This is a genomic window from Mesorhizobium sp. M8A.F.Ca.ET.165.01.1.1 (assembly GCF_004792065.1).
Taxonomy (GTDB): domain Bacteria; phylum Pseudomonadota; class Alphaproteobacteria; order Rhizobiales; family Rhizobiaceae; genus Mesorhizobium.
Genome location: NZ_SRTH01000067.1, coordinates 1 through 455, shown reverse-complemented (window position 1 = coordinate 455; position 455 = coordinate 1). Strand labels below are relative to the sequence as shown.

Below are 455 nucleotides of genomic sequence, written 5' to 3'. Positions count from 1 at the left end.
CGATGCAGCAATTCGGCGACCGGTGGCAGGCCGCGGCCGAGCGCTACGAGCAGCGCAAGGCGCAGCAGCAGGCCTTCGACACCGAGATCGCCGCGCGCCGGCTGAACGGCGAACTCGCCAAGGCCGAGGCCGATGCCGTGGCCAATTCGCCCGCCGACGGCGCCGGCCTGCACGATGCCATGTATGGCCAGGTCGATCCATACACCGGCCAGGTGGTGAAGACCGGCCTGTTCGACACGCTGTTCGGCAATTTCCTGAAGCAGCTGCCGCCCGAGGTCCGCCCCGGCCTTGTGGCGCGCAAGGAGGCGCTTCGCGCGGTCGGCGGGCGGCGCATGGCGGCGCAGCAAAATCAGCGCCGCAAGCAATATGAGCAGGATCAGGTAGCGGAGGTCCACACCGCCGAACTCAACAACATCGCGCAAAGCGACCCGAACGACACCGCTGCCTTCGACGCC

Annotated in this window: 1 pseudogene; it reads left to right on the top strand. The window is 68.4% G+C overall.

The features are described 5' to 3' along the window. Positions 1 to 455, top strand: a pseudogene (locus EN808_RS36660) (hypothetical protein); the annotation flags it as partial.